The sequence below is a fragment of the Ralstonia pickettii genome (assembly GCF_000607165.1).
Classification (GTDB): domain Bacteria; phylum Pseudomonadota; class Gammaproteobacteria; order Burkholderiales; family Burkholderiaceae; genus Ralstonia; species Ralstonia holmesii.
In genome coordinates this window covers 142,438-163,532 of sequence record NZ_JFZG01000020.1, presented here as the reverse complement: position 1 = coordinate 163,532, position 21,095 = coordinate 142,438, and the positions used below count along the sequence as shown (strand labels likewise).

Genomic DNA, 21,095 nt, shown 5'->3' with positions numbered 1-21,095 from the left:
CGGCAGCATCGCCATGCCCTGGTAACAGCAGCCATTGACGAAGATTTAGGGTCGGCGACTTTGGGTCACACCAAGACGCCAGCCTCAAACTCAAGGAGTTTGGAATGAAAGCATTGCTCGACCTATTCCGTCAGGTACAGCAAGAAGAGCAGTTTGACGCGATCAAGATCGGCCTCGCGTCGCCTGAGAAAATCCGTTCGTGGTCCTTCGGCGAAGTCAAGAAGCCCGAGACCATCAACTACCGTACGTTCAAGCCTGAGCGTGACGGTCTGTTCTGCGCCAAGATCTTCGGCCCGATCAAGGATTACGAGTGCCTGTGCGGCAAGTACAAGCGCCTGAAGCACCGTGGCGTGATCTGCGAGAAGTGCGGCGTTGAAGTGACGCTGGCCAAGGTGCGCCGTGAGCGCATGGGCCACATTGAACTGGCTGCGCCGACCGCGCACATCTGGTTCCTGAAGTCGCTGCCGTCGCGTCTGGGCATGGTGCTCGACATGACGCTGCGCGACATCGAGCGCGTGCTGTACTTCGAAGCATTCGTCGTGGTTGAGCCGGGCATGACCGCGCTCAAGAAGAGCCAGATCATGTCGGAAGACGATTATCTGGCCAAGTGCGACGAGTACGGCGAAGGCGAATTCGTCGCCATGATGGGCGCCGAAGGCATTCGCGAGCTGCTGCGCGGCATCGACATCGAGAAGCAGATCGAGACGATCCGTGCTGAGCTGCAGGCCACGGGCTCGGAAGCCAAGATCAAGAAGTTCGCCAAGCGCCTGAAGGTGCTCGAGGCATTCCAGCGTTCGGGCATCAAGCCGGACTGGATGATCCTCGAAGTGCTGCCGGTGCTGCCGCCCGAGCTGCGTCCGCTGGTGCCGCTGGATGGCGGTCGTTTCGCCACGTCGGACCTGAACGACCTGTATCGCCGCGTGATCAACCGGAACAACCGTCTGAAGCGTCTGCTTGAGCTGAAGGCGCCGGAAATCATCGTGCGCAACGAAAAGCGCATGCTGCAGGAAGCGGTGGACTCGCTGCTGGACAACGGCCGTCGCGGCAAGGCGATGACCGGTGCCAACAAGCGTCCGCTGAAGTCGCTGGCTGAAATGATCAAGGGTAAGGGCGGCCGTTTCCGTCAGAACCTGCTGGGCAAGCGCGTGGACTACTCGGGCCGTTCGGTCATCGTGGTGGGCCCGACGCTGAAGCTGCACCAGTGCGGCCTGCCCAAGCTGATGGCGCTCGAACTCTTCAAGCCCTTCATCTTCCACAAGCTGGAAACGATGGGCATCGCCACCACGATCAAGGCGGCGAAGAAGGAAGTGGAAAGCCAGACGCCGGTGGTGTGGGACATCCTCGAAGAGGTGATCCGCGAGCATCCGGTGATGCTGAACCGCGCGCCGACGCTGCACCGTCTGGGTATCCAGGCGTTCGAGCCGGTGCTGATCGAAGGCAAGGCGATCCAGCTGCACCCGCTGGTCTGCGCGGCGTTCAACGCCGACTTCGACGGTGACCAGATGGCTGTTCACGTTCCGCTGTCGCTCGAAGCGCAGATGGAAGCGCGCACGCTGATGCTGGCGTCGAACAACGTGCTGTTCCCGGCCAACGGTGATCCGTCGATCGTGCCGTCGCAAGACGTGGTGCTGGGTCTGTACTACACGACCCGCGACAAGATCAACGGCCGCGGTGAAGGCATGACGTTCGCCGACATCTCGGAAGTGATCCGCGCCTACGAGAACAAGGAAGTCGAACTGGCTTCGCGCGTGAACGTGCGGATCACCGAGTACGACCTGGTGAACCCGGAAGCCGACGGCGACGCCCGCTTCGCGCCGAAGATCACGCTGCAATCGACCACGGTCGGTCGCGCGATCCTGTCGGAGATTCTGCCGAAGGGTCTGCCGTTCTCGGTGCTGAACAAGCCGCTGAAGAAGAAGGAAATCTCGCGCCTGATCAACACGGCGTTCCGCAAGTGCGGTCTGCGCGAAACCGTGATCTTCGCTGACAAGCTGCTGCAGTCGGGCTTCCGCCTGGCAACGCGCGCCGGTATCTCGATCGCCATCGACGACATGCTGGTGCCGCCGGCCAAGGAGAAGATCATCTCCGAGGCTGCCGCCAAGGTGAAGGAATACGACAAGCAGTACATGTCGGGTCTGGTGACGGACCAGGAGCGTTACAACAACGTCGTGGACATCTGGGGTGCCGCTGGTGACCAGGTGGGCAAGGCGATGATGGAGCAGCTCCAGACCGAAGACGTGATCGACCGCAACGGCAACACCGTCAAGCAAGAGTCGTTCAACTCCATCTACATGATGGCCGACTCGGGTGCACGGGGTTCCGCGGCGCAGATCCGTCAGCTGGCAGGTATGCGTGGCCTGATGGCCAAGCCGGACGGCTCGATTATCGAGACGCCGATTACCGCGAACTTCCGCGAAGGCCTGAACGTTCTGCAGTACTTCATCTCGACCCACGGTGCACGTAAGGGTCTGGCTGATACGGCACTGAAGACCGCGAACTCGGGTTACCTGACCCGTCGTCTGGTCGACGTGACGCAGGATCTGGTGGTGGTGGAAGACGATTGCGGCACCTCCAACGGCGTGGCCATGAAGGCCCTGGTCGAAGGCGGTGAAGTGATTGAAGCCCTGCGCGACCGTATCCTGGGCCGCGTGGTCGTCAACGACGTGGTGAACCCGGAAACGCAGGAAACCGCGATCGAAGCCGGCACGCTGCTCGACGAAGACATGGTGGACCTGATCGACGCGCTGGGCGTGGACGAAGTGAAGGTTCGCACGCCGCTGTCCTGCGATACGCGCTACGGCCTGTGCGCCAAGTGCTACGGTCGCGACCTCGGCCGCGGTGTGCTGGTGAACTCGGGCGAAGCCGTGGGTGTGATCGCTGCGCAGTCGATCGGCGAGCCGGGCACGCAGCTGACGATGCGTACGTTCCACATCGGTGGTGCGGCATCGCGTGCGGCAGTGGCATCGAGCGTGGAAGCGAAGGCAACCGGTACCGTGCGTTTCACGGCGACCATGCGTTACGTCACCAACGCGAAGGGCGAGCAGATCGTCATCTCGCGTTCGGGCGAAGCGCTGATCACCGACGACCACGGCCGTGAGCGTGAGCGCCACAAGATCGTGTACGGCGCAACGCTGCTGGTCAAGGATGGTCAGTCCATCAAGGCCGGCACGCAGCTCGCCACGTGGGATCCGCTGACGCGTCCGATCATCTCGGAGTACTCGGGCACCATCAAGTTCGAGAACGTCGAAGAAGGCGTGACCGTCGCCAAGCAGATGGACGAAGTGACCGGTCTGTCGACGCTGGTGGTCATCGATGCGAAGCGTCGTACCGCTGCCACCAAGGGCATCCGTCCGCAGGTGAAGCTGCTCGACTCGTCGGGCGCTGAAGTGAAGATCCCGGGCACGGACCACTCCGTGACCATCGGCTTCCAGGTGGGCGCGCTGATCACCGTGAAGGACGGTCAGCAAGTGCACGTGGGTGAAGTGCTCGCACGTATCCCGACCGAATCGCAGAAGACGCGTGACATTACCGGTGGTCTGCCGCGTGTGGCCGAGCTGTTCGAAGCCCGTTCGCCGAAGGACGCCGCCGTGCTGGCGGAAGTCACCGGTACGACTTCGTTCGGTAAGGACACCAAGGGCAAGCAGCGCCTGGTGATTACGGATCTCGACGGCAATGCCCACGAGTTCCTGATCGCCAAGGAAAAGCAGGTGCTGGTGCACGACGGCCAAGTGGTCAACAAGGGCGAAATGATCGTTGAAGGCCCGGCTGACCCGCACGACATCCTGCGTCTGAAGGGCGTGGAAGAACTGGCGACCTACATCGTCGACGAAGTGCAGGACGTGTACCGTCTGCAAGGTGTGAAGATCAACGACAAGCACATCGAAGTGATTGTTCGTCAGATGCTGCGCCGCGTGCAGATCGTCGATACCGGCGACACCCGCTTCATCCCGGGTGAACAGGTGGAGCGTTCGGACCTGCTCGACGAAAACGACAAGGTGATCGCGCTGGGCAAGCGTCCGGCGACCTACGAGAACCTGCTGCTGGGTATTACGAAGGCATCGTTGTCGACCGACAGCTTCATCTCGGCGGCGTCGTTCCAGGAAACCACGCGCGTGCTGACCGAAGCCGCCATCATGGGCAAGGTCGACGACCTGCGTGGTCTGAAGGAAAACGTCATCGTTGGCCGTCTGATCCCGGCCGGTACCGGCCTGGCCTACCACCGCGCCCGCAAGGCGAAGGAAGTGGCCGACCGCGACCGCGCTGCAGCGATTGCCGAAGAGGAAGCCGCTTCGATCTTCGAAACGCCTGCCGTCCAGCAAGAAGGCGACGCGTAAGCGAACGCAAGCAACACCATCAAAGCCCGGCCATGTGCCGGGCTTTTTTTTTGCCCGCGTTCTTCTCCGGCGCTTTGTGCGGACACCAAAAACAACACCGGCGTCGCCCGATTCGTATTTTCTTGAGACGTTAACCCGCCTTAACATGCCAACCGCTATGATTTCGCGGTTATAGACCGGCACTTTTTACAATCTGCTCGCCCTCCAGCGAAGCAGGTTCCAGCAAGTCGCCGGCCCCTCCAGTCTTGCCGACGATTCCTCCATGAAGCTCACACGCAAGCAGATCGCCGTTGGTGCGGTCGCCCTGGTCGTTGCCGGTGCGGCGGTGGTGCAGATGGTCTGGCACCCGTTTGGCCGCACACGCGCGCTGCACGCTCGCCAGGTCCAGCTCGACCTGACATATCCCGACGCCCTGATCGACAGCCAAAGCCTGTCGCAACTGCCGCGCGACGTGCTGCGCGTGCCGCTGCTGCGCGATGTGTTGACCGAAGATTTCGTCGCCTATTACGAAGGCAACGAAGACCGCCTCTCGGTGGCCGGTGCGCTGCGCCGCCTGGCGTACGAGCAGAAGCTCGACCTGGCCGAGACGGTGCTCAAGCACGTGTTTGACGAGCCCGCCCGCGTGATGCTGTGGCGTGGTCCGGACGACAAGCTGCGCTACTGGGTGCTCTCGATGCAGCGCAATGGCTTGGCCAAGGCGCTGGAAGCCGTGGCCACCGTGGCTACGAGCGACGCGCAGCTCAGCAAAGTCGCCGATGGGCTCGGCGATTCCGGCGCGCCGGTGTACGCGCTCAGGCTCTCGGCCACGCGTTCGATCCTGGTTGCCAGCAAGGGCGATCGGCTGATCGCGCTGTCCGAACCGGGCATCCTGCTGGACAAGGACGGCAAGCCGATTTCCAAGCAGGCGAGCGCGCTGGCGGCGCTGCTGTCGGACGATACCGGCAGGCGCAACGTGCAGGGCACAGCGTACGCGCTGCCCGCGCAGGAGCCGACGGGCCATCACGTTGTGGTGAGCGCGAACTATCTGTCGTTCGGTTATCAGCAGTACTTTCCCGGCATTGAAGCGCTGCGCTTCGACTTCGGTTCGGGCAAGGACGGCGGGGGCAACGGCTGGCAGAGCGCCGCGCTTATCGACCCGAGCCGCCTGACCGGCAAGTGGGACAACGCAGGCCTGTGGCGCGCGCTCCCGTCTGATCCGGCCGCGTGCGCCACGCTGCCGGTCGACTGGAAGGCCGCCGGCACGCTGCTGCGATCCGTGGCCGGCGACGCGAAGGAGATCAGTGAAGCCGCCGCGCACGTTGGCGATGCGTTTGCGGGCCCGGCTGCAGCGTGCTGGTACGGCAAGTCGTCGCTGGTCGCGCCGCTGTTCGTAGCGAAGCTGTCGTCGGCGTCGCAGGCCGAGGCGGTCAAGCCGGCCCTGGCAGCGCTGTTCGCTCAGATCGTTGGGTCGTACGAAGCCAAGGCGCAGGCCGACGACAAGTCCGGCCCTTACAAGCGCCTGCCGGTGACCACGAAGCCGGGGCCCGCCAACGCCACGCTGTGGCAGCGCCCGGTGAGCGCACCCTACGGTACGGCGCAATCGGCGGATGCTCCGTTTGCCGCGCAGCTGTCCTCGGATCGCTACTTCCCCGTCACGCTGGCGATTGCGGGAGACGTGGTGGTGTTCTCGCCGGATGCGCGCCTCGTCGATGACGCATTGGCAGTGCTCGCCAAGCGCTTCCCGGCGGTGGCGGATAGCTTGCCGAAGGACAAGACTGACCGCATCGTCCTGACGATGACGCCCGCATCGCTCGCGCCGCTCGTCCGCCGCGAAGCCGGTGCCGCGCTGCCGGCCGACCAGGAAGCGGTGTTCCTGAACGCTGCGCAGACGCATCTGTTTCCGAAGCTCAAGGCGTTGTCGCGGTATGCGCCGGTGTCACTGGCGTTGGATGGCGGTGTGCCGTCGTCGCGTGGCTGGGTGCCGGTGACGTGGCTCTCAAGCGGACGCGGTCTGCCTGCCGGTGGCGATGGCACGCCGCCGCCGGCTGACGCCGCTGCAGCGTCAGTCCCGTCGGCCGATGCGCCGATCGCAGCGGCTGCGGCTGCCGCTTCCGAAGACAACACAAGCACGCAATGACGCTGCGCGCCCAGGCCGCCGCGCTGAACCGCCGCCGTTGGTTGACGGCGGCGGGCGCCTGCCTGCTCGCTCCGTCTGTGCATGCGTTGTCGGGCTGGGCCGACACGGCGCCGGCGGACGCCGATGCACTGACGCCGGATCAATCCAGTGTGTTCCGTGCGTGGTTCGTTCGCATCGTCAACGAGCAGCTTCGACAAGGCCCGACGCCGCGCTGGACGCATCGCGACTGCGCCGGCCTCGTGCGCTTCGCCGCTGGCGAGGCGCTGCGCACGCACGACGCTCGGTGGCTGCGTGCCAACGGCATGCGCGACGCGGAATCCGCGCGACACCTGCCGCCTGAACTGAATCTCACGCCTGCCCAGCGCACGCTGACGCAGCGGTGGGCGCGCTTCGATGGCAGTACTGGAGCGTACGTTTCGGCGCTAGGGCTCATCCAGCAGAACAGCCGATTCATCGCCAAGGATGTCAACCAAGCGCTCCCAGGCGATCTGCTCTTCTTCGATCAAGGCGACGACCAGCATCTGATGATCTGGATGGATCGCTACATCGCTTACCACACCGGCACCGTCACCCGCACCGACAACGGCCTGCGCGCGGTCCCGGTCTCTGAACTGATGCAATGGAAAGACTCGCGCTGGCAGCCGCAGAGCGGCAACCCCAACTTCATCGGCGTGTTTCGTCTGGCCTTTTTGACACGGTAGAAAAACTCATGCGCAACCGTTGGCTGTCGTTCAATCTCGTTGCCACCGTCTGCCTGACGGTGCTGGCGTTGGTCGCTTCGGTACCGGCAGCGCACGCGGCCGATGCGCCGGAGAAGCCCAACCCCACGCTGTTCGACGTGCCAGGCAGCGGCTACGAGCCGTTCAAGGGGCAGCCATTCTTTCTGTTGTCGGATGCGAGCTACGGCACCGATCAGGAAGCGATGGTCCGCCTTGAAGCGCCGGGCCGCGAGTACAAGGACGAACTGTCCCGCTACGGCGGTGCAGACATCCTCGTCTACCGCGTGCCACAGCCGCTGGAATTTCTGAAGGCGCAGAAGAACCTGCACCGCATCGACGTCAAGGCTAACTACACGGGTGAAGGCCTGGCCAACACGCTCGCCTATTTGTGGGACAACTGGACGCGCCAGGCCCGCCGCGCCTGGCAACGCGTGCTGTCGTTCGCCACGCGCAGCAAGGCCGTGGAGACCGCGCCGCAGTTCAGCATGGGCGATCAGATGACCGCGCCCACGCGCTTCTCGCACAACCCGCAATATGCGCCGCTCAAGGGCTACGAACTGCTGGGCCGCTTCCGCTACCCGATCTGGGACGCCAAGCCCATCGCACCGCCCAAGGACGTAAAGCTCGAGGGCAGCAGCAGCGAATGGATGCCGCAGAACGCCGGCAACGTGATGATTCCGGTCGGCAAGCTGCCGGCGGGTTTGTACATCGTTGAAGCAGTGATTGGCGCATACCGTGCGCACACGCTGCTGTTCGTGTCGGACACCGTGGCCGTTACCAAGGGCACCTCGCAAGGGATGATGGTGTGGACGGCCGAGCGCAAGAGCGGTAAGCCCGTTGCCGGCGCGTCGGTGAGCTGGACCGACGGTGTGGGCGTGCTCGCCTCGGGCACCACCGAGGCGGACGGCACGGCCGACCTGCGCCACGTCTCGCCCGAACGCAGCTACGTGATCGGCAACGACCGCGCGGGCGGCGTGTTCATCTCCGAGAATTTCTATTACGACAGCGAGATCTACAACACCAAGCTGTACGCCTTCACTGATCGTCCCTTGTATCGCCCGGGCGACGAAGTGAACGTCAAGTTCATCGGCCGCAACTTCAAGAACGCGACCGAATCGACTGTGCCGGCTGCCGGCGACATCAAGCTGCAAGTGCTCGACCCGAATGGCGCGCCGGTAGCCACGTCCACCACGCGTCTGGCGGGTGAGACCGGGGCGGACGCGCGCTTTACGCTGCCGTCCAACGCACCGGCAGGCGGCTACTCGCTGCGCTTCGATTACAACGGAGGCACCTATGGTGGCGCTTTCCGCGTGGCCGAATACATCAAGCCACACTTTGACGTGAACCTGTCGCTGGACAAGGCGAGCTACGGCACGGGCGAAGCGGTCAAGGGCAAGATCAGCCTGCGCTATCCGGATGGCAAGCCGGTCAAGAACGGCAAGGTATCGGTCAGCCTGCGCGCGCAACAGGTGACGATGGTGGAGGGCGAGCTGCGTTACGCGGGCCTGTTCCCCGTCAAGCTCGAACAGCAGGAGCTGACCACCGATGGGGACGGCAACGCCAAGCTGGAACTGCCCGCCGCCAAGGAGCCGAGCCGCTACGTCGTGACCGTGTTCGCCAACGACGGTGCGGCGTATCGCGTGAAGGTCACGCGCGAATTGCTGATCGCACGTGGCGCCACGCCGTACAAGCTGTCGACCACGTCGAACTTCACCACGCCGGGGCAGAACGTCTCGTTCACGCTCACGCCGATGCCGGTTGTCGGTGGCACAAGCGGTGCAAGCGCCCCGCCCGCCAAGTGGGATCTGGTGCGCCTGGAAACGCGCACGCGCACCGAAGGCACGCTCGCGCCGGATGCCAAGGGCAACGCCACGTTCCCGGTCAAGTTTGACCAACCGGGCTCGTACACGCTGTCGGTGCGCGATGCTGCCGGCAACCTGCTTGCCGCATCGAGCCACTGGGTGGCTGGCGATGGCGTGCAGACCGTGCCGGGCAATATCGAAATGGTGTTCGACCGCGACCGCTATCAGATTGGCGACACGGCCGAAGCGCTGATCACGTTCCCGCAACCGGTGGACGACGCGTTGCTTACGCTGGAGCGCGACAAAGTCGAGCGCCATGCGTTGCTCACGCGCGGCGGCGAATGGCTGAGCCTGCAGAAGGTCACGCCGTCGCAATACCGCGCGCGCATCAAGATCGGCGCAGAGTTCGCGCCCAACATGACGTTCTCGGTGCTGTACGTTCGCGACGGCGACATGGTGTTCCAGAACGCCGGCATCGTCGTCACGCAACCCACCCTGGACTTGAGCGTGCATGCCGACAAGGCCGTCTACGCCCCGGGCGAGACCGTCACGCTGGACCTGACCAGCGCGCTGGCGGGCAAGCCCGTGCCGGCCAACCTGACCGTCTCGGTGGTCGACGAAATGATCTACGTGCTGCAGCCAGAAGTGGCCCCCAGCATCGTCGACTTCTTCTATCACCCGCGCCGCAACAGCGTGCGCACCACATCGAGCCAGAGCTTCATCAGCTATGACCTGGCGCTCGCCTCGCTGCCGGGCAAACCGGGTGGCACGTATGGCCGCCACAACGAGCGCGGCGTGAAGGTGCTGGAGCGGCCCCGCCGCGACGAGCAGGACACCGCCGCCTGGGTCGCCAACCTGCAGACCGGCGCCGATGGCCGTGCCCGCATGACGTTCAAGATGCCGGATTCGCTGGCGCGCTGGCGCATTACCGTGCGCGCGGTGTCCACCACCGGCGCATCGGACGGCATCGTCGGCCAGCGCACCGCGAGCATCCGCTCCGACAAGCCGCTCTACCTGAAGTGGACCGGCCCGCAACGCTTCCGCGAAAGCGATCAGCCGCGTCTGGACATGGTCGCCTTCAACCAGACCGACAAGGACATCACCGCCGACTGGATCGTCTCGGGCGCAGGCTTGAACATCAACCAGCGCGTGACGCTCAAGCGCGGCGCCAACTACCTGCGCGCGCCCGTCACGGCGCTGCAGGCGGGTGTCGTGAATGCCGAGCTGAAGCAGGACGACAATGTGTCGGACCGCCTGCAGACCACGCTCAAGCTGGATGCCGCGGGCTGGCTGGCCGACCGTGAAAACGTCGTCCCGCTCACGCAGTTACAGGGCACGCGCCTGCCGCTTGGGCTGCCGGCTGATGCGCGCGACGTGCGCCTGCGCGTGGTCGGTAACACGGCCAGCCAGTTCGCCCGCGTGGCGGATGACCTGATCGAGTATCCGTACGGCTGCGCCGAGCAGACCGCCAGCCGCTTGATCCCGCTGGCGCTTGCCCAGCAGAGTCTGGCTGCCACCGGCACGCGTCTGGGTGACGGTGGCCCCGCAGGCACGCAAGGCGTCGACGCGCTGCTGCGCACGCAGCGCCAGCGTTTGGCACTGCTGGCCGGCACCAACGGCACCTTCGGCTGGTGGGGCGAGCTGACGACCAGCAGCGCGCTGATCACGTCGTATGCGTATTACGCGGATTGGCTCGCCAGCCGCTCGGTCGGCATCAGCCTGCCGGCAGACAACTGGAAGCAGGTGCTCGAAGCCTACAAGCGCACCAGTCAGAACGAGCCGCTGCTGCATCGCGCGCTCGCGCTGTGGTTTGCCAACGAGATGGGCCTGCCGGTGGCAACGCCGCTGTCGGGGGTGGCCAACGAGCTTGCGCCTAGTGGCGGCAAGGCGGCCAAGGCCCCGGCCGATGCCGATCCTGCAGGGGGCGACAGCCTGATCTTCGTGGCACCGGATTCCACGCGTGGCCGTCAGGTTGCGACGGTGCTGACGGCACAACTGATGCGCCAAATCGGTCAGCCGGTGCCGGAAGCGCTGGTCTCCGCCGACATTGCTGCACGCAACGCGCTCGCTGCCAACAACTCGCCGCTGGTGCAGAGCCTGTTGCTGATGGGCGGTGGCCGCTCGGCAGCCGACCCGGCGCCGTTGCTGGCCCGCGCGAGTGCCGCCATGCCGACGATGGATCGCGCTGTCGCGCTGGTCTGGCTGCAGAAGGGGTTGGGCGGCCTGCAGGGCGCGAGCGCTGCCACCGTCCAGCCGGCCGTTTCGGCCGGCGGCTGGCAGGCGACGCGCTCGCCGGTGGGTGTGCCGACGTGGCGCTGGACCGGCGCGCAAGTGCCCGCCGCGCTGGACCTGACGGCGGCTCCGACCGACGTGACCACACAATCGGCCATCGTGTCGTACCGCAGCCGCGCGGCCGAGGCCTCCAAGCTGCCGATCACGGTGGAGCGCAAGTTGTACCGTCTTGAGCCGATCGACAGCGCGCCCGCCAAGGCCGATCCGAAGGCGCTCAAGCAGCCGGCGGCCGACGCTACCAGCAGCGGCATTGCCTTTACCGCCAAGCCCGTCAAGCCAGGCGACACGCTCGACAGCAACGCCCTCTACGTTGACGAGGTGGTGCTGACGCCGCGCCAAGGCACGTACCGCTACGGCCTGGTCGAAGTGCCGCTGCCGCCGGGCGCCGAAGTGGAAGCCACCACCTGGGGCATCCAGATCGACGGCCTGAAAGGCGAGCCGAACGAAGGCAACGGTGCGCAGGCGTTCGAGCGCAAGGCCGCGTATGAAATGGGTCAGCTCTCGTACAACCAGCCGGTGCCCGCGCTGGAGCGCCCGACCGTGCTGCGCCAGCTTGTGCGCTTCTCGCTGCCGGGCCGCTTTGCGCTGCCGCCGGTGCGCTACTTCCGCATGTACCAGCCGGAAGCGAAGGCGTTCCAGGGCGACGGCAAGACGGCTAGCTATCCGTTCAAGGTGGAGTGATCTGGCGATGCGCTCCCGCCTGCTCGCGCGTGGTGTGCTGACCGGCCTGTTCTGGGCTGCTAGCGCCTGCGCGCTTGCCGGGCAGGCTGGGCACGCCACCGCCGCGCCGGTTGGCCAGCCCCTTCCGCAACTGCGATATGCCGCTTTGCAAGGCGACGAAGCCAGGCTCTGGCAATTCAGCGCTGACCCGGCCGGCGGCGTGCCGCAAGCCACCGTGTTGCCGCGCGACGCCGAAACGCCGCTCGGCAGCGTCTGGAAGCTCTTCGTCTACAGCTACCTCGTCTCTCGCCGCATCAACACGCCCGACTACACGTGCCACGGCAACGACGCCGAGGAAGTCTACTGCTGCACTGCCGGCAACAGCATCGACCGTGAGCGCGCGCTCATCCAATCGTGCGGACGCTATTTCGAACCCGCACGTCTGGGCCTGGATCGCGCGGATTGGCGCCGCTTCTGGCAGCAAGCCGGATCGCCCGCATGGCTGCGCGACCTGCGTGCCATGCAACCGACGCATCGCGTGCCGGTCGCCGATCTGCTCACCGCGTTGCGGTCCGTCCCGGCCGATGGTCGCGAGACTGCCGCGCAGACGCTCGTCTCCGTGCTGACCGTCGGGCGCGGCGAGGGCACGGTATCGGATTTCGGCGGCCTGCTGCGTGCCAAGACGTGGACGATGCCCGACCCGCAGCGCCCCGGCGCGTCGATTGGCGGCGCGGCTGGCTGGCTGGCCGATGGCACGCCCGTCTGGTTGGGCGGCGCTGGGTCGAGCAACCAGGTGCTGGCCGCCGCCGCACCGCGCCTCACGCCGTTGATCGAGCAGACGCCTGTGCCCGACGATGATGCCTGCGTCGCGGTGGACTTCTTCGCGCGTTACCCGATTCGCGAGGTGCGCGATGGCAGCGGCAAACCGGTTGCCCCCGGGCGTCTCGAAGGCCGCTACGCCGTGCGCTTCGCCAACGGCAACACCCTGCCGATCGAAAGCAAAGGCGAGTTGACGCTCGCACGCCAGAACAACACGCCGGTCATCACGGGCCGCCTGGGCATGAACGATTACGTGGCGCGCGTGGTCGAGCGCGAAGGCGAACTTGCCGAGCCACAGGCCGCGCGTGCGTTGGCCGTGGCGGCGCGCAGCTACCTTGTGCAGCACGCCTCGCGCGACAAGGGCTGCTACCGCATCGCCGACAGCTCGCGCACGCAGCGCGTGCTGCCGCGCCCGCCGCTGGCCGCTGCACGCAACGCCGCCGAATTTACCGACACGCTGGTCCTGACCGGCCAGTCCGTGCAGTACCACGGCACCATCAGCGCGCGCGGCCAGATGAGCTGGACCGCTGCGCGTGCCGCCGCACAGCGCGGTCAGGGGTTTGATGCCATCCTCGCGCAGTGGTGGCCGCAGGCGACGCTTACGTCGTTCCAGAGCCCGGTGGCGGGGGATTGTTCGCCGGTGGCAGGCGCACAGCAGTGGCTGCAGGCGCACGCACCGCGTTGGTCCGCGCGCCTGAGTGCCGAGCCCGGTTATGAGACACCGCCGCTGCCCGCGGTGTGCGTCGTACAAGAGGGCCGGCCGTACGCTGATGCGCGCCGCAACCGGCTCTACGTGCACCGGCTTGCCACCGAGGAAGACCGCATCGCGCTGACGCACGAATATTTGCATCTGGCCTTTGCGCGGCACCCGCGTGGGCAGGACGAACAGTTTGTCGAGGCGATGGCGCGTCGCCTGATCCGAGGGGAGGGTTTGCTGTGAAGAGTGGGATGACGCGCTTGGCGCTGGGGGCCGCTGTGCTGCTGCGGGCCGCTTCGGCGCTGGCTGAGCCTGTGGCCGATCTGGAAGGACCCATCGGCGGCTGGCGCAACAGCAAGCTGACCAACGAGCTGGAGCAATACACCGCGGCGTATCCGAAACCGCCCGTGGACCGTGGTGCGCAAAAATACCGCACGCTCATCGCCGGGCGCATCCGCGCGGCTGGCAAGCAGCGTCGCCCGCCGGTGCTCGTTGTCAACGGCAACGCCATGCCGCTGTATGGGGATGGCGAAGGCCGCTTCGCGCGCCCCTGGGCGTTCGGCCCCGGCTCGAACAGCGTCGAAATCGTGAGCCCCGACGGCCAGTCGCGCCAGCGCCTGCAGTTTTACGAGGCCGACACCACCAAGACATCGGCCAAGCTGCGCGCCATCCTCACGTGGGACGACCCGCGCGCCGAGGTCGACATGCACGTCATTTCGCCGATTGGCGATCACGCGTTCTGGGCGCAGCCACTGCTGTCCGACGGTGGCGGCCTCGACGTGGACAGCGTCGACGGTGCCGGGCCGGAGATTTTCTCGACTGCCGCGCCGCGTCCGGGCGTGTGGTTGTTCTATGTGAACTACTGGGGCAACTTCAACGCCGGCGGCTACAACTTCGACGAAAAGGCGCACGATCGCGATCTCATCACCGCGCAACTGACGCTGATCTATAACGAGAACACGCCCAACGAGCGGCGCGAGTTCGTCAGCGTGCCGCTGCGCAAGATCGGCGAGCTGGCGCTGATGAAATCGATCCGCTTCTGACGTGACGCACATGATGCCTTCCACTTTCCGTCTTGCCGTTGCCATCGCGCTTGCCGCGTCTGTGGCCGCCGGCGGCGTGCTTGCGCAAACCGACGCCGGGAATATCGAGATCACCGCGCCGCTCAACGGCTGGCGCAATTCGGCGGGCGACGAATCCCGCTACACGCAGGACGTGCATTACCCGGCGGTGTCGGTCTCGACGCCGCAAGGGCAGGGCATCGCGTCGATGATTGCGGGGCGCATCCGCAATCAGCCGAAGACTGCCGCAGCAGCGGACGAAAGCAAGCCGCGCCGCCGTCGCGGAGCCGATGGCTCGTCGGTGGGCACGCTGATCGTCAACGGCGTGGCCATGCCGCAGCGCATCGAGGCCGACGGTACGTTCTCGCGCCCGTATGCATTTGGCGCGGGCAGCAACAGCGTCGAGGTGCGCAGCGCGCGCGGCGACGCCAAGCGCGTGCAGTTCTACGACAGCTACTCCGGCAAGCAGCGTCCGCGTTTGCGCGTGGTCCTGTCGTGGGACACCGACGGCACCGATCTCGACTTGCACGTCATTTCGCCCGATGGGCAGCACGCGTGGTACGGCAACCGCGTGGTCGAAAACGGCGGCGCGCTCGACGTGGACGTGACGACCGGCTATGGTCCGGAGATCTATTCGAACCCGGCCCCCGTGCCCGGCACGTATCTCGTCTACGTGAATTACTACGGCAGCGGCAATGACCGCAGCGCGATCACGACCGCCACCGTCACCATCATCACCGACGAGAACACGCCATCCGAGCGCCAGCAGACGTTTGTCGTGCCGATGCGCAAAGCCGGCGATCTGACGCTGTTACGCAGTTTCACGATGAAGTAGCCCACACGATTTCGGAGTCGCCATGGATACGCAGACCGTTGCCGTCTACGACACCCTAGCCGAGACCTTCGCGCAGGAGTGGCGCGAGCAGCCCGCGCCTGAAGACCTGTACGCGTTGCTGCGCCGCGAGTTCAAGGCGGGCGGCGCCACCGCCGACATCGGCTGTGGCGCAGGGCGCGAGGTGGCGTGGCTCAACGCTAACGGTTATCCGGCCGTCGGCTACGACGCGTCCGCCGGGCTGCTGGAAGCGGCGCGCGAGCAGTATCCAGGGCTGTCTTTCCGGCAGGCGCTGCTGCCCGAGTTGGTCGGTATTGCCGAAGGCGCGTTCGACAACGTCCTCTGCGAGACCGTCATCATGCATTTGCCGCCCGAGCAGATTGGCGCGTCGGTGGAGCGCCTGGTGTCGTTGCTGCGCTCGGATGGCACGCTGTACCTGAGCTGGCGCGTCACGCCGGACGCCGACCAGCGCGATGGGCGCGGCCGGCTGTTCACGTCGTTCGATGCGACGCCCGTGCGCCAGGCGCTGGCCGGCACCGAACTGGTCTTTGACGAGGCGGCTGTCAGCCAGTCGTCGGGACGGACGATCCATCGCATCGTTGCACGCAAGGTTTAACCGCAGCGTTGCCCACAATCCGAGTGTCCTGATTGACCACCCCTCGGCGGGGTTTGTCACAATAGCGGTTTCGCCCAGCCCGCGCGTGACACCGCGCGCACCCGCCGCCCCGATGTACGACTCTCCCGCCATAGACCACGCGCTGCAGGCGCTGCCCGAAGACACCGCCGCCGCTACGCATGCGGTGCTGCACGATGTGTTCGGCTACAGCGCTTTCCGCGGCCCACAGGCGGAAATCGTCACCCATGTGGCGGACGGCGGCGATTGCCTCGTGCTGATGCCTACCGGCGGCGGCAAATCGCTCTGCTATCAGATCCCGGCGCTCGTGCGGCACCGGCGCGGGCAGGGCGCAGGCATTGTGGTTTCGCCGCTGATCGCGCTGATGCAGGATCAGGTGGCCGCGTTGGAAGAGGCCGGCGTGCGCGCTGCATACCTCAACTCCGCGCTGACGGGCGCCGAGGCCGCCCAGGTCGAGCGAGACCTGGCTGCTGGGCGGCTGGATCTCGTCTACGTCGCGCCCGAACGGTTGATGACGCCGCGCTTCCTCGACTTGCTTGAGCGATCGCGCATCGGCCTGTTTGCCATCGACGAAGCGCACTGCGTGTCGCAATGGGGGCACGATTTCCGGCCTGAGTACATCCAGCTTTCCGTGCTGCACGAGCGTTTCCCGCACGTGCCTCGCGTTGCGCTCACCGCCACGGCCGATGCCGTCACGCGCGACGAGATCGTTGAGCGGCTGGCGTTGACGGACGCGCGCGTCTTCCTCTCCAGCTTCGACCGTCCGAACATCCGCTACACCATCGTCGAGAAGGACAGCGCGCGTCAGCAGTTGCTGCGCTTCATCCGCGCCGAGCACATGGATGGCGACACCTGCGACGCCGGCATCGTCTACTGCCTGTCGCGCAAGAAGGTGGAGGAGACCGCGCAGTGGCTGGCCGAGCAGGGCATCCGCGCGCTGCCGTATCACGCCGGGATGGACTCTGAAGTGCGCGCCCGCCATCAGGCGATTTTCCGCAAGGAGGAGGGCGTCGTGATGGTGGCGACCATCGCCTTTGGCATGGGCATCGACAAGCCCGACGTGCGTTTCGTTGCGCATCTGGATTTGCCCAAGAGCCTGGAAGGCTATTACCAGGAAACCGGTCGCGCAGGTCGCGACGGCATGCCGGCCAACGCGTGGATGGCGTATGGACTGGCCGACGTGGTGCAGCAGCGCCGCATGATCGACGAGTCTGATGCGGACGATGCGCACAAGCGCGTATCAACCGCCAAGCTCGAAGCGCTGCTCGGCCTGTGCGAAGCCGCAAGCTGCCGCCGTGTGGCCCTGCTTGCGTACTTTGGTGAAAGCAGCCAGCCGTGCGGCAACTGCGATACGTGCCTGACTCCGCCGCAAACCTGGGACGCCACGCGCGAGGCGCAGATGGCGCTGTCCTGCGCATACCGCGTGCAGCAGGCCAGTCGCGTGAGCTTTGGCGCTGGCCAGCTCATCGATATCCTGCGCGGCAATGCGACCGAGCGCATCAAACAGTGGCACCACGAGACGCTCTCCACCTTCGGCATCGGCAGCGATCTGTCCGAAGCCGCGTGGCGCGGCGTGTTCCGACAGTTGGTCGCGCAGGGCTTGTTCGCGGTGGATCACGGCGGCCACGGCGCGCTGATCCTGACCGACGCGGCGCGGCCCGTGCTCAAGGGCGCGCAGTCGGTGATCCTGCGGCGTCAGGCCGAGAAGGTGCGTGGCTCGTCCTCATCGTCGACGAAGAAGGAGCGTCGCGCCGATCCGGCCGCCGAGCTTTCCTCCGAGGCGCAGCTCCGCTGGCAGGCGTTGCGTGCCTGGCGGACGCAGGCCGCGCGTGAGCACAGCGTGCCCGCCTATGTGATCTTCCACGACGCCACACTCGCGCGCATTGCCGAGACCGATCCGGATTCGCGCGAGGCGCTCGGCGAGCTGCCGGGCATTGGCATGGCAAAGCTGGACCGCTACGGCCAGGCGCTGCTCGATGTGCTGGAGAAATGCCGCGAGCAGGCTTAAGCGGACGGCGGCAATGGACCCATCACGCCGGTGCTGCGGATGTGGTCACCCAAAAAATCGACAAACGCCCGTACCTTCGGCAGCAGGTGCACACGCTGCGTGAAGACGGCGTGCAGCGGCACCTCCCGCGCGGCGTAGTTCGTCAGCACCGCCTGCAAGCGGCCGGCCGCAATATCGTCGCGCACCAGATACGCGGGCCCGAGCGATACCCCCAACCCTGAACGTGCCGCCTCTCGCAGCACGAGGCTGTTGTTGGCCAGCATCGAACCATTCACATGGGCGATGTGGCGTTGGCCGGCGGCGTCCGTCAGCACCCAGTCGTGCGGCCCGTCGTAGTTGGCGTAGACGAGGCAGTTGTGGTCGCGCAAATCCTCCGGCGATTGCGGAATGCCCCGCTCGCGAAAATACGACGGCGCCCCGTAGATGGCGTGTGCGCAACTCGCCAGCCGCCGCGCCACCAGCGAAGAATCCTCCAGCATGCCGATGCGGATCGCCACGTCGATGCGCCCAGCGACAAGATCGGCGTAGCGGTCGTTCATGTCCAGATCGATCTGCACGGCGGGGTAGCGCGCCTGGAATGCGCCCAGCAGCGGCGCCAGCAATGTCACCGCAAACGAGGCCGGCGCGGACACCCGCAGCGTGCCGCGCGCCTCGTCGCGCAAGGCGGTCACGGCCTGCTCTGCCGCATCGACGAGCGCCAGGCCCTCGCGGCTTTTCTCGAAGAACGCCGCGCCCGCTTCGGTGAGCGACAGGCGCCGCGTTGTTCGTTGCAGCAGACGCGTCTGCAACCGAGCCTCCAGCCGCGCCAGCGCCTTGCTGATCACACCGCGGGACATACCCATCGCATCCGCCGCCGCCGACAAGCTGCCGCGTTCCACTACCTGCACGAAGATCGCCACGTCAGAGAGTCGGTCCATATTTGCGCGCCTGTGGAAACAATATTGCGCCAGAGGCTACCTTAATTTGCGCGAATCGGCTGGCTACGATGGGTGCTCCGATCTTACGTCCTGTTCATCATGACTACCGAAGCTCCTGCCGTTGCCGTTTCCAACCCGCTAGCCGCCGACCGGCTGCCCCGCAGTGCCACACCGTTGTTTGCCGCCGCCGTCGGGCTCATCGTCATCAACCTGTTCGGCATCCAGCCGCTCGTTGCCGAGATCGCCGCGAGCATCGGCTGGACCACGGCCGCCACCGGGCTGCTCGTCACCGCGACGCTCATCGGCTACGGCATTGGCCTGTTGCTGCTGATGCCGCTGACCGATCTGCAGGACAACCGCGCGCTCGCCTCGCGCACGCTGTGGGGCGCGGTGGCTTCGCTGGCGCTGACCACCGTCGCGCACAGTGGCCAGGTGCTGATGCTCGCCGCCTTTGCCATCGGCCTCACGTCGACTGTCATTCAGATGCTGATTGCGCTGGCGGGCCGCCTGGCCGCCGACCACCGGCGCGGGCGCGTGCTCGGCGACATCATGATCGGCCTGAACCTGGGTATTCTGCTGTCGCGCCCGGCGGCCAGCCTGATTGCGGCGCAGTGGGGCTGGCGAGCGTTCTACGGCGCATCGGCGGTGGCGATTGCCGTGCTGGCCGTCTTCCTGCCGCGCGTGATGCCGACCTTCGTGCCGCCGCGCACGCTGTCGTACGGCGCGCTGCTGGGCTCGTACGGTCGGCTGCTGCGGAGCGAACCGTTGTTGCGCCGCCGCGCCGCCACCCAGGCCTTGCTGATGGCGGCGTTTACGCTGTTTTGGACCGCTGTGGCCCTGCGGTTGGCGGCAGCGCCGTTCCATCTTTCGCAAAACGGCATCGGCATCTTCGCGCTGTGCGGCGCGGCTGGTGTTGTGGCCGCGCCGATTGCCGGACGATTGGCGGATCGCGGCTTGGTGCGCGTGGGCACGCTGCTCGCACATGCCAGTGCGGCGACGGGTTTGCTGTTAGCGCTGGCTTCGGCCCTGCTGCCAGGCCTAAGCGTCCCCGCCATGCTGACGATGCTGGTGGCCGCGGCGCTTCTGCTCGACTTCGGTGCCATCGGCGACCAGGCGCTCGGCCGCTACATGGTCAACACGCTGTCACCGGAGATTCGCGGGCGCGTGAATGGTTTGTACACCGGAGCGTTCTTCTTTGGTGCGGCCGCAGGCGGTGGACTGGCCGGCGTGGCGTGGGCGGGTGGCGGATGGATCGGCGTATCCGTTCTCGCCCTCGCGTTTGTGGCGGCGGCTGCCCTCGTCTTTGTGTGGCCGGCGAGTGCGCCGCGTGCCATTGGCGCCACACCGCGCCGTTGCTGACCTTCCTCACGCGTCGCCAGACTGGTGGCGCGCTTGACGCTTGCAAGACAGCCCGCTATAGTGCCAGATTCGAGTTTTTGGCTTCTGGTTTCGCGCGTCCATGCCCGGCAAAGCGCTGTGCAAGACATCTGAACCAGACGGGCTCGCGCTCTTTGGTCTTGATCTGTTCCCGCAGGTCCTCCCTTCAGAGCGTTCTGCTCGCCACTTCCATAAAACCCGATTGCGCCGTCCGCCTCGCAAATGAGGCGTTCACGTTACGTGAACCGGCGATTTTTCAAAAACCAAGCTGGATTGAACAATGCCAACCATCAATCAACTGGTTCGCAAGCCCCGCGTCTCGGAAAAGCTGAAGAGCAAGAGCCCGGCACTTGAGAACTGCCCGCAGCGTCGCGGCGTGTGCACCCGCGTGTACACCACGACGCCGAAGAAGCCGAACTCGGCACTGCGTAAGGTCGCCAAGGTGCGCCTGACCAACGGTTTCGAAGTCATTTCGTACATCGGCGGTGAAGGCCACAACCTGCAAGAACACAGCGTCGTGCTGATCCGCGGCGGCCGTGTGAAGGACTTGCCGGGTGTGCGTTACCACATCGTGCGCGGCTCCCTTGACCTGCAAGGCGTCAAGGATCGTAAGCAAGCGCGTTCGAAGTACGGCGCGAAGCGTCCGAAGGCGGCCTAAGTCGTCCGTGAGATCGCGCCGCTTTTGCGGTCACGGTCTTGTCATGAGCAGGCGGTACAACGGTGCGTTTTTTGACCGCACTGGCACCGTCGAGTAAGTGGTCACCCGGCTCAGATTGTTGGAAGACAAGCTAGTTGGTGGCCGGAGAACCGAAGCGGTTCTCAACTGA

12 protein-coding genes are annotated in these 21,095 nt (G+C 65.8%); 11 read left to right on the top strand and 1 reads right to left on the bottom strand.

From position 1 onward, the window contains the following. Positions 1–104: 104 nt before the first annotated feature. The 9 genes from rpoC to recQ all read left to right on the top strand — a co-directional run bounded on the left by rpoC (position 105) and on the right by recQ (position 17,974). A complete protein-coding gene (gene rpoC, locus BG83_RS0117420; RefSeq protein WP_024977896.1) occupies positions 105–4,334 on the top strand; it encodes a DNA-directed RNA polymerase subunit beta' in 4,230 nt (1,409 codons plus the stop codon). Between the two features lie 262 nt (positions 4,335–4,596). After that, the gene (locus tag BG83_RS0117415) at positions 4,597–6,450 is read left to right on the top strand and encodes a DUF2138 domain-containing protein (protein WP_024977895.1); all 1,854 of its coding nucleotides are present in this window, start codon (positions 4,597–4,599) and stop codon (positions 6,448–6,450) included. After that, on the top strand, positions 6,447–7,151 hold the full coding sequence (locus BG83_RS0117410) for a DUF1175 domain-containing protein (RefSeq protein ID WP_024977894.1): 705 nt from the start codon (positions 6,447–6,449) through the stop codon (positions 7,149–7,151). The genes BG83_RS0117415 and BG83_RS0117410 overlap by 4 nt, the downstream gene beginning before the upstream one ends. Before the next feature lie 8 nt (positions 7,152–7,159). Continuing rightward, complete coding sequence (locus BG83_RS0117405; protein WP_024977893.1) at positions 7,160–11,944, top strand: alpha-2-macroglobulin family protein; 4,785 nt, start codon at positions 7,160–7,162, stop codon at positions 11,942–11,944. 7 nt (positions 11,945–11,951) lie between these two features. Then, the gene (locus BG83_RS0117400; RefSeq protein WP_024977892.1) at positions 11,952–13,682 is read left to right on the top strand and encodes a YfaQ family protein; all 1,731 of its coding nucleotides are present in this window, start codon (positions 11,952–11,954) and stop codon (positions 13,680–13,682) included. Between the two features lie 8 nt (positions 13,683–13,690). Further along, complete coding sequence (locus BG83_RS0117395; protein WP_037032064.1) at positions 13,691–14,482, top strand: YfaP family protein; 792 nt, start codon at positions 13,691–13,693, stop codon at positions 14,480–14,482. Between the two features lie 10 nt (positions 14,483–14,492). After that, complete coding sequence (locus tag BG83_RS0117390) at positions 14,493–15,335, top strand: YfaP family protein (RefSeq protein WP_024977890.1); 843 nt, start codon at positions 14,493–14,495, stop codon at positions 15,333–15,335. Positions 15,336–15,357: 22 nt separating this feature from the next. After that, the gene (locus tag BG83_RS0117385) at positions 15,358–15,948 is read left to right on the top strand and encodes a class I SAM-dependent methyltransferase (protein ID WP_024977889.1); all 591 of its coding nucleotides are present in this window, start codon (positions 15,358–15,360) and stop codon (positions 15,946–15,948) included. Positions 15,949–16,060: 112 nt separating this feature from the next. Next, positions 16,061–17,974, top strand: coding sequence for a DNA helicase RecQ (gene recQ, locus BG83_RS0117380; RefSeq protein ID WP_024977888.1), 1,914 nt, complete (start codon positions 16,061–16,063; stop codon positions 17,972–17,974). On the opposite strand, the gene BG83_RS0117375 is transcribed toward recQ, so the two are convergent. Then, the gene (locus tag BG83_RS0117375; protein ID WP_024977887.1) at positions 17,971–18,891 is read right to left on the bottom strand and encodes a LysR family transcriptional regulator; all 921 of its coding nucleotides are present in this window, start codon (positions 18,889–18,891) and stop codon (positions 17,971–17,973) included. The two genes, recQ and BG83_RS0117375, sit on opposite strands and share 4 nt — an antisense overlap. 99 nt (positions 18,892–18,990) lie before the next feature. On the opposite strand from BG83_RS0117375, the gene BG83_RS0117370 reads away from it, so the two are divergent. Both BG83_RS0117370 and rpsL read left to right on the top strand, forming a co-directional pair. Continuing rightward, positions 18,991–20,250 (top strand): MFS transporter, encoded by a 1,260-nt coding sequence (locus BG83_RS0117370; RefSeq protein WP_024977886.1) that lies wholly within the window; start codon positions 18,991–18,993, stop codon positions 20,248–20,250. Between the two features lie 298 nt (positions 20,251–20,548). After that, on the top strand, positions 20,549–20,926 hold the full coding sequence (gene rpsL, locus BG83_RS0117365; protein ID WP_003265519.1) for a 30S ribosomal protein S12: 378 nt from the start codon (positions 20,549–20,551) through the stop codon (positions 20,924–20,926). Positions 20,927–21,095: the final 169 nt, after the last annotated feature.